The organism is Vibrio sp. 1580 (assembly GCF_033340055.1).
In genome coordinates this window covers 36,484-44,664 of sequence record NZ_JAWOVT010000023.1, presented here as the reverse complement: position 1 = coordinate 44,664, position 8,181 = coordinate 36,484, and the positions used below count along the sequence as shown (strand labels likewise).

Below are 8,181 nucleotides of genomic sequence, written 5' to 3'. Positions count from 1 at the left end.
TAAAATACAAAACGCCCGATGAAGTACATCGAGCGTTTTAGTTAAAAAGTGTCAACCCATATCAGGACGGGTCACTCTATTGTGAAGAACAACGCTTAAAAGTCTTCTAGATATTCATCTAAATACTCTTCTTCTTCGATGTTAACTTCTTCTACCGTTTCAACTTCTGCTTTAAAGTTTTGACGCTGGATATAAACATCGCGAGTTAGAATATATGGATCCGGCGACGAGTCTAGCTGCGCTTCTTGCGGTACTAATAAAGCACGCTTCTCCATTCCTTCAAACGCCCACTTTCCCAAACTCGCCCAGAAGTTGAGATAAGAGAGGGGTAAATACGTACTATCTACGGTATCTGTCACTTCACGTAAGGTATACGGACCATAACCTGGAACCATGAAGTAAGGACCATTTCCAACACCATAGTGGCCTACTGCATCACTGAACGCTTTCTCGTCGTACTTCGTAATACCCGCGGCACTTGCAATATCGAATAAACCGAAAATACCGAACGTCGAGTTAATCCAAAAACGGTTAAAGTGGTCCACGGCTTTCGTACCATTACCCATGATTAAGTTATTAACCATGCTTGCTGGCTCATCTAAGTTCGATAAGAAGTTAGCGATACCAGAACGAATAGGAACTGGCGTGTATTCTACATACGCAAGTGATACAGGACGAACCAAATACGGATCTAAATATTCGTAGTTGAGTTCCCACATGGTTCGGTTAAAGCCTTCCAACGGGTCATACACATCAGAAGTCGTTTGATTTGTTTCTTGTCCTGTTACTGCTTCATCAGGCGCACTTGAACAGCCAACCAGTCCAACGGCTAACAGCAACAAGAAGGTAGATTTACCCTTGTTATACATTTTATTTTCCATAACGACTATTAATGTACCTAAGTCACCCCGATTAACCATTGTACGTATGTTGAGCAGGATACATAGTAAAGATGACTCAGATATGGGAATAAATAAAGGCCAGCAATCGCTGGCCTTCGGTATTCTACTCGATCGTTTAGAGTCATACCACTAAAGGCAACTGACTCTACCTCGTTGTCATGTTTCAGAGACAGATGTTAACAATTAATACTGCTGATCAATGGTCACTTCTACTGGTGCGCCAAATTCAACGACGTCACTTTCTCCGTGCCAATCTTGATCACGCGTTGCTACGTTACCGTCAGAATCTACACGCACACGGACGATTAGCTTATCGAGTGAAGATAACTTTTGCCCTTGCATCATGGCATTGCCATCATCTAATACGACTGTGCGAGGGAAAGTACCTAGCGGATAACGAGCAGCAGCCACAGGCATTGGAGAGCCATCTGAACGATGTACTGACACAATCAGAACTGCGTTTGGATCCAACTGAGCATTTGGTGCCACATTAATTGTCACAGCTACACTCTTATCCGGTAAAACCGCTTCGCCCATTTGCTTACGAGCACTCTCAATACTGCGTGACAACATCTCGTAGCGGCTATCTTCTGGACCAATCATTTGCTGCATGATTCCCCAGTACTTGATGGCTGCCGGGAAGTCTTGACGCTCAAACGCATCGAACGCTAACAAAGAAAACACACGCAGATCGACATAGTCTTGCTGCATCAGCTTGCCGAGTAATGAGCGAGCCGTCGCTTGATCCATTTCCTCTTGAGACAGCATCAGAGCTTGTGCATAACCCAACATCACATCAGGATCTTTGGGCTCTAGGCGGTATGATTTTTCCATCGCATCGATAGCTGTGGTGACATCACGATTTGCTAACGCAATACGACCTAGCAGTAACCAACCTGTCGAATCTTCCGGCTGGTAATGTAAGCGAGTTCGAAGGGCAAGGGTCAAATCCGCCATTTCATCGTCACTCAGCGGCTCAGAAGAAGCCGACATCAGCTTTTTCGATAACTCAGGTAGATTTGCAGACACTTCTTGCCATTGAACAATATCGTCTGACGCGCCAAATTTATAATACAAACCATAGCTCAGCACCACCGTCAGAATTACCGATGGAACTAAAACTGCGATTGGAGAAACCTTGGTTTCTTTTTGCGCTCTATCACCAGGGATATCGTCAAGCAGTGATTGCTTTAGATCAGAAATCAGTTCGTCTTCACTTTCAACCAGACCTTCGTCAGTTTCTTCTGCAAGCTCAGATAGTCGGTCTTTATAAAATGCCTTGTTGAGCTCATCGCGTAACACATCATCATTGTTCGCTTTTTGTTTAAGCAGCGGCAAAGCCACCAGCGCACAAGCAATAAGCGTGAGAGCAACGGTGGAAATCCAAAATAGTGTCATTACTTCTTATCTCCGTTGTTCTCTTCTTCAAGCAATGCTTTTAAACGAGCTTCTTTTTGCTCATCCCATTGCTCGTCACTGCTCGCTTTTGCCTTAACTTTAGATTTACGGCTACGCAGCACAATCAAACCAAAACCACCCAGTACTACAGCGAGTGGCCCTAGCCACAAAATCGCAGTCGCGACCGTAAATGGTGGGTTGTAAGTCACGAAGTTACCGTAACGGGCGATCATGTAATCAACAATCTCATCTTTGGACTTACCTTCTTTGGTCATTTCGTACACCTTATGGCGTAAGTCCTGAGCAAGTTCAGCGTTAGAATCCGAGATCGTGTTGTTCTGACATTTAGGGCAACGGAGCGTATGGCTTAACTCTTTGAACTGCTGTTCTTGTTCCAAATTATCAAACTCGTACACTTCAATGGCCGCATGAGCAGCAAGAGATAATGTCATCGCAGCAAAAACGGCAAGAATTAGCTTTCTCATTGCTTCGCCTCCTCAACCAATTTGTTGTAAAGCGGCTCCAGTGTTTCTGACCAATTACGTGGGTTTACATCCCCTACATGGCGATAGCGAATCACACCATTTGCATCAATAATGAATGTTTCTGGAGCACCATAAACGCCAAGGTCAAGGCCAAGCATACCACTGCCATCAAATAGGCTGATCAAGTACGGGTTGCCGAGATCATTCAGCCAACCTATTGCTTTATTGCGATCATCTTTGTAATTCATACCGATGATCTTAACGCCCTTACCCGCCAATTCGTTTAGGTATTTATGCTCTGCATAACACGTTGGGCACCACGTTGCCCAAACGTTCAAGAGCAACGGTTCACCTTTAAAAATTGATTGGTCGTACTGTTTTCCAGGCTCAGCCAGGTCTTCTAAATGAAATTCAGGAACTGGCTTGCCAACCAAAACCGACTCCAATTTAGTTGGATCATCGCCCTCTTGGTTACGCATTAATTGGGTTGCGAAAATGCCCGCTAGAATCATGAAAGCGACAAGCGGAATAAATAAGATTTTCTTATTCATGTTATGCCTCCTGCTCTTTTGACTTCGCATTTTTCTTCGGCGATTTACGGAAGCGGTAGCGTTTATCAGAAATCGCTAGTGCGCCGCCTAATGCCATAATCAAAGAGCCAGCCCAAATCCAACGAACGAACGGTTTATAGTAAATACGAACAGCCCAAGATCGGTTGTCGTCTAAACGTTCACCCATTGCAATGTATAAGTCGCGGCTAATACCACGGTCAATGGCTGCTTCAGTCATCATAGACTTAGCCGTACGGTAGAAGCGCTTCTCTGCGTGAAGCGTATTCACGTATTTGCCATCGTGTGTGATCTCAAAGTCTGCGATGTAGCCATCGTAGTTTGGACCATCTTTATCACGCAAGCCTGAGAAGTAGAAATCATAGCCTTGAATTTGGAAGTGTTCGCCAGGTGCTAAACGTACATCACGCTCGATGCTGTAGTTCTGTACCATCGCAATACCGATAACAGATACCGCCAGACCAACATGACCCAACATCATTGCCCAGTGGCTACGTTGCAGCTTGCGAACACCTTCACTAAAGCTATGACGGTGCGTTGCGCGCTCGTACAGTTCAAAGCCATGCATCGCAATAATCCAAATCGCCATCACCCAACCAATGTAAGCCATGGTTGAGAAGAAATCGGCAAACAGGTACACGCATAGCGCGGCCAAGGCGAAAGCAAGCACACCTGAAACGAGCATTGGTTTCACAAGTTTAGATAAATTGTCTCGCTTCCAACGAATAAGAGGACCAATACCAAGCAGGAAAGCGAATGGCATCATTAACCACGCAAACAGCATGTCAAAGAATGGCGCACCGATAGAAACCGACCCCAAACCAAGCTGCTTGTGTACGAGCGGCAACAGTGTCCCCACTAACACCACAACAAGAGCGGCGATAAGTAATACGTTGTTGGCTAAGAGCGCATTTTCACGTGAGACTAAGTCGAAGTTACCTCGTACACGCACTGCTGCCCCTTTTACGGCAAACAGCAATAAAGAGCCACCGATAACGAAAACGAGGAAGCCTAGAATAAACATACCGCGCGACGGGTCAGACGCGAACGCGTGCACCGATACTAAAATACCGGAACGGACTAAGAAGGTGCCCAACAAACTCAACGAAAATGCAGAGATTGCCAATAGTACCGTCCACGCTTTAAATGTGCCGCGTTTTTCTGTCACGGCAAGAGAGTGCATTAATGCGGTACCCGCTAACCAAGGCATGAATGATGCGTTTTCTACTGGGTCCCAGAACCACCAGCCACCCCAGCCAAGTTCGTAGTAAGCCCACCAAGAACCTAGTGCGATACCAAGTGTTAAAAATACCCATGCAGCGGTTGTCCAAGGACGAGACCAACGAGCCCAAGCCGTGTCAAGGCGTCCAGTCATTAGGGATGCGATCGCAAAAGAGAACGCAACCGAGAAACCAACATAGCCCATGTAAAGCATTGGCGGGTGAACAATTAAACCAGGGTCTTGAAGCAAAGGGTTCAAGTCACGTCCGTCAACCGGGAAGAACGGTAACGTACGTAGGAATGGATTTGACGTTAGGATGATAAACAGTAGGAAACCCACTGAGATCATGCCCATAACAGCAAGTACACGTGCAACCGACTCTTGCGGCATACCACGACTAAACGTCGCTACAGCGACAGTCCAAGCAGCTTGGATTAACACCCATAGCAACAGTGAACCTTCGTGTGCACCCCATACTGCGGTTAAACGGTAGTACCAAGGAAGCTGACTATTCGAGTTGCTCGCTACATACTGTAACGTGAAGTCGTTGGTATAAAATCCCCAACATAAAATGGCGAAAGAGAACAACAGCATCAGGAACATAGACCAAGATAGCGGTCGCGCTGTGTTCATGAGCATGGTGTTATTATTCGATGCTCCCCACAATGGCAATACGCTCAACAGCACTGCCATTGCAAGCGAAAGAATGAGAGCAAAGTGACCGATTTCAGCAATCATTGGCCGCTTCCTTGTTTCTGTTCGGTGCTGTATTGAAGCGGTTCATGCGTTTTCTTCATCGCTTCTGCAATTTCTGGTGGCATGTATTCTTCATCGTGCTTCGCTAGGACCTCAAATGCCTCAACTGTCGTGGCATCTTTCAGTACACCTTGAGCAACAATACCCTGCCCTTCACGGAACAAGTCAGGAAGAATACCGTCATAGGTAATCGTCACTTTCGGACCGACATCGTGCAGGTCAAAACTCACTTTCAAAGAATTAGGATCTCGACGAACTGAGCCCACAACCACCATTCCACCGATACGCAGACGCTGGCCTACTTCTGGCTTGGTGCCATCTGGCTTACCATTAACCAATTCCGTTGGAGTGTAGAAAAGGTCCATATTTTGGTTAAGCGCATAAAGTATCAAACCAATGGTGGCACTAATACCGATAAAGATCGCTAGTACAATACCTAGCCTCTTTTTACGTCTCGGGTTCATAAGGTGTTCTCCATGTTCTTCGCTGCGTCGATACGAGCTTGACGGTCAATTTTTGCTTTCACTTCTTTCAATAATGCATCACCGCGGCGAAGGCTAGTGATCAGAAGAATCAGCATGGATAAGAAAGTAATACCAAACGCACTCCATACGTATGATGCGTAGCCACCCATGGCAAAAAAGTCGCTCAGAGATTCAAAATGCATAATCAGTTACCTCACTGAGTTTGTTCTGTTGCGAGTTTGCGCACCCAAGGGCGGTGACTTTCTTTACTGATGATTTCGTTACGAAAACGGACCATCGTCACGGCACCAAAGAAGAACGCAAAGCCAAAGATGTTCAGCAATAACGGCCAAAGCATGTCGGATGAAATAGAAGGTTGCTCAAATTTCGTGATCGTCGCACCTTGATGAAGCGTGTTCCACCATTCCACGGAAAAGTGAATGATAGGTAGGTTTACTACGCCTACGATCGCTAAGATACCAGCGGCTTTTGCAGCGGTTTTTTGATCGTCAAACGCATGGTAGAGCGCAATCACACCAAGGTAGAGAAATAGCAGAATCAATTCAGATGTAAGACGGGCATCCCATACCCACCAAGTGCCCCACATAGGCTTGCCCCAAACAGCACCTGTAAGTAGAGCAATAAAAGTAAATACTGCACCAATCGGAGCCATCGCAAGTGCCGCCATATCAGATAGGCGAACTTGCCATACTAGGCCAATAAATGCAGCGATCGCCATCGACATATAAACGCCCATAGACCAAATAGCTGATGGGACATGAATGTAGATGATTCGGAAACTGTCACCTTGTTGGTAATCTGAAGGCGCAAATGCAAGCCCCCAAACCGTACCAACCGATAAGCATACGAGGGCCAATACAGAAAACCAAGGCAGAAACTTACCACTCAAACGATAAGCTGCTTCTGGCTTGGCATAAGGATGTAGCCATTTCCACATGTTTTGTTCTCACTCTTACTTCAGGGACACTGTCTAAAGGGTTGAGACCGTAGCAGTGCTTTAATAATAATTCTTTGATCAAGCGCCGCTTCATTGGCACTTTATTGAGTTAGTTAACACTAACTCGCAATGCGGCACTGATGGCAAAAGGCGTTAATGTCATCGCCCCCATTAGCATCGCACCTAAAATCGCTAGTTGACCGTTATACGCCATACCGAGTGCGGCAGCATCAATTGCCGATGTTGCGAAAATCAAAATTGGGATGTAGAGCGGAAGAATAAGCAAACTCAAAAGAACGCCACCCTTTTGCAACCCAACAGTCAACGCCACACCAATGGCGCCAATAAAACTTAGTGTTGGTGTACCGATCATCAAGGTTAATACAACCGATAGCCAAGTATTGAAGTCGAGCGAAAGTAAAACCGCCAATAATGGGCTAATTAAAATCAGAGGTAACCCTGTTAACAACCAATGTGCTATGACCTTTGAAACCACTACAAGTTGCAATGGAATCGGCATTAGCATCATTTGTTCTAGTGCACCGTCTTGAAAATCATCACGAAATAGACGCTCTAATGATAATAAGGCGGACAGCAATGCGGCAACCCAAACGATGCCCGCTGCAATACGTGCTAACAAATTAGGTTCTGGTCCAATACTCAGAGGAAAGAGAGTAATGACAATAATAAAGAACCACAGCGGGTTTAGAATGTCTGCCTGACGGCGAAATGCGATTAGGAGCTCACGACGAATGATGGTGGTCATCGAGGAAATCATATCAGTCACCCAGCTTTATTTTTCTAAGTTTCGGGCTGTCCGCAAACATATCTTGATGCGTCGTCAACACAACAATACCGCCATTATCAGCATGACTTGCGAACAAAGATTCAAGCACCTTGACGCCTTGCTTATCAATGGCAGTCAACGGCTCATCTAAAATCCATAAAATTTGCTTACTGAGCCATAACCTTGCCAATGCGACTCGTCGTTGCTGACCTGCGGAAAGTTGTGCTACAGGCACATCTTCTCGACCAGCTAATCCTACTTGAGTCAAAGCGATAAAGATTTCTTCGTCTGAAGAGCGATTATTTTGAATAGATTGATAAAAACGTAAGTTTTCTAATGCGGTAAGCTCTCGTTTCACTCCTGTTTGATGTCCTAAGAAAAGCAGATCTTGATGGAAAACATCACGAGATTTTTCAACCTCTTCGCCTTTCCATTTAATTACACCTTCTTCTCTATCACCTAACCCTGTCACAATCCGTAGCAATGTAGTTTTACCAGTACCATTACGCCCTTCGATCTGGACCAATTCACCAGGCTTAATTTCAAACTGCAGGTTTTCAAACAGAACCCTTTCATCACGGATTGCTGTCAGGTTAGACACTTCTAACATAGAGCTTCAACTAAAAAATGAACGAGCCGC

The 8,181-nt window shown here is 45.5% G+C and carries 10 protein-coding genes; all 10 read right to left on the bottom strand.

Annotated elements, in window-relative coordinates; all coding sequences use genetic code 11:
• Positions 1–95: 95 nt before the first annotated feature.
• The 10 genes from R7093_RS22825 to ccmA all read right to left on the bottom strand — a co-directional run bounded on the left by R7093_RS22825 (position 96) and on the right by ccmA (position 8,151).
• Complete coding sequence (locus R7093_RS22825) at positions 96–869, bottom strand: VacJ family lipoprotein (RefSeq protein WP_005380523.1); 774 nt, start codon at positions 867–869, stop codon at positions 96–98.
• Between the two features lie 216 nt (positions 870–1,085).
• Positions 1,086–2,300, bottom strand: coding sequence for a c-type cytochrome biogenesis protein CcmI (gene ccmI / locus R7093_RS22820; RefSeq protein ID WP_033907114.1), 1,215 nt, complete (start codon positions 2,298–2,300; stop codon positions 1,086–1,088).
• Entirely contained in the window at positions 2,300–2,785 is a 486-nt protein-coding gene (locus R7093_RS22815) for a cytochrome c-type biogenesis protein (RefSeq protein ID WP_005380519.1), read from the bottom strand. The genes ccmI and R7093_RS22815 overlap by 1 nt, the downstream gene beginning before the upstream one ends.
• A complete protein-coding gene (locus tag R7093_RS22810) occupies positions 2,782–3,336 on the bottom strand; it encodes a DsbE family thiol:disulfide interchange protein (protein WP_005380518.1) in 555 nt (184 codons plus the stop codon). Before R7093_RS22810 ends, R7093_RS22815 begins: the two co-directional genes overlap by 4 nt.
• Position 3,337: 1 nt before the next feature.
• A complete protein-coding gene (locus tag R7093_RS22805) occupies positions 3,338–5,314 on the bottom strand; it encodes a heme lyase CcmF/NrfE family subunit (RefSeq protein WP_017635943.1) in 1,977 nt (658 codons plus the stop codon).
• Complete coding sequence (ccmE, locus tag R7093_RS22800; protein ID WP_005380516.1) at positions 5,311–5,796, bottom strand: cytochrome c maturation protein CcmE; 486 nt, start codon at positions 5,794–5,796, stop codon at positions 5,311–5,313. The genes R7093_RS22805 and ccmE overlap by 4 nt, the downstream gene beginning before the upstream one ends.
• A complete protein-coding gene (gene ccmD / locus R7093_RS22795) occupies positions 5,793–5,999 on the bottom strand; it encodes a heme exporter protein CcmD (protein WP_005380515.1) in 207 nt (68 codons plus the stop codon). The genes ccmE and ccmD overlap by 4 nt, the downstream gene beginning before the upstream one ends.
• Positions 6,000–6,010: 11 nt before the next feature.
• On the bottom strand, positions 6,011–6,754 hold the full coding sequence (locus tag R7093_RS22790; RefSeq protein ID WP_005380513.1) for a heme ABC transporter permease: 744 nt from the start codon (positions 6,752–6,754) through the stop codon (positions 6,011–6,013).
• Between the two features lie 109 nt (positions 6,755–6,863).
• Positions 6,864–7,532, bottom strand: coding sequence for a heme exporter protein CcmB (ccmB, locus tag R7093_RS22785; protein ID WP_005380512.1), 669 nt, complete (start codon positions 7,530–7,532; stop codon positions 6,864–6,866).
• Between the two features lies 1 nt (position 7,533).
• Positions 7,534–8,151, bottom strand: coding sequence for a cytochrome c biogenesis heme-transporting ATPase CcmA (gene ccmA / locus R7093_RS22780; protein WP_005380511.1), 618 nt, complete (start codon positions 8,149–8,151; stop codon positions 7,534–7,536).
• Positions 8,152–8,181: the final 30 nt, after the last annotated feature.

Bases quoted from the DNA above. Each gene is read 5' to 3' on its own strand.
- R7093_RS22825 (WP_005380523.1), bottom strand. From the start codon at position 869: ATGTATAACAAGGGTAAATCTACCTTCTTGTTGCTGTTAGCCGTTGGA.
- ccmI (WP_033907114.1), bottom strand. From the start codon at position 2,300: ATGACACTATTTTGGATTTCCACCGTTGCTCTCACGCTTATTGCTTGT.
- R7093_RS22815 (WP_005380519.1), bottom strand. From the start codon at position 2,785: ATGAGAAAGCTAATTCTTGCCGTTTTTGCTGCGATGACATTATCTCTT.
- R7093_RS22810 (WP_005380518.1), bottom strand. From the start codon at position 3,336: ATGAATAAGAAAATCTTATTTATTCCGCTTGTCGCTTTCATGATTCTA.
- R7093_RS22805 (WP_017635943.1), bottom strand. From the start codon at position 5,314: ATGATTGCTGAAATCGGTCACTTTGCTCTCATTCTTTCGCTTGCAATG.
- ccmE (WP_005380516.1), bottom strand. From the start codon at position 5,796: ATGAACCCGAGACGTAAAAAGAGGCTAGGTATTGTACTAGCGATCTTT.
- ccmD (WP_005380515.1), bottom strand. From the start codon at position 5,999: ATGCATTTTGAATCTCTGAGCGACTTTTTTGCCATGGGTGGCTACGCA.
- R7093_RS22790 (WP_005380513.1), bottom strand. From the start codon at position 6,754: ATGTGGAAATGGCTACATCCTTATGCCAAGCCAGAAGCAGCTTATCGT.
- ccmB (WP_005380512.1), bottom strand. From the start codon at position 7,532: ATGATTTCCTCGATGACCACCATCATTCGTCGTGAGCTCCTAATCGCA.
- ccmA (WP_005380511.1), bottom strand. From the start codon at position 8,151: ATGTTAGAAGTGTCTAACCTGACAGCAATCCGTGATGAAAGGGTTCTG.